The sequence below is a fragment of the Dietzia sp. IBK-p2-16D genome (assembly GCF_057773085.1).
Map to the genome: position 1 here is coordinate 1 of NZ_JBYMTL010000034.1, position 494 is coordinate 494.

Genomic DNA, 494 nt, shown 5'->3' on the forward strand with positions numbered 1-494 from the left:
GGAAGAATCGGTGCAGAAGCAGGATCGACTTCTATCGCAACTGTAGTTGCAGCACGACTTAAAAGCGCAAGACCAAAAACGCAAGCCAAAGGACAAAATTTCACGCGATACCGTGAAGAAATATTCGAGAAGTAATTCGGGTTCATGAAACATTCCTTTCCATTGAAGCTTTCTTTTTCCAAAGATAAAAACCAGTAATGTAAAAAATGAGCGGTAAAAAACCAGACAGAAAAACAAAAAAGTGTCCGACTTGGCCCCAGTAATTACCGATATGGAGATCGCGTTGAAGTTTTCGTGCCGCACTTCCATTTCGAGGCGGTTCGAGTGTTGCATTAAATACTCCGCGCTCTGGATTTATTCTAAGATCAGCCGTTCATTCGATAGTTTTATACTTTTCAAATTGATCGAAATGGAACGCGGTAATCTCTTTAGTTACACTGCCCTCACCCGCCTTTAACGCTCGGACCTCATCTTTTTGAAACCACTCTGGTTTT

The 494-nt window shown here is 41.9% G+C and carries 1 protein-coding gene; it reads right to left on the reverse strand.

Annotated features, from left to right (window positions below; all coding sequences use genetic code 11):
• Nucleotides 1–142: 142 nt before the first annotated feature.
• Nucleotides 143–358: a PepSY domain-containing protein gene (locus tag AC3DE3_RS17200; protein WP_488370837.1), complete on the reverse strand. Its 216-nt coding sequence runs from the start codon at nucleotides 356–358 to the stop codon at nucleotides 143–145.
• Nucleotides 359–494 lie beyond the last annotated feature (136 nt).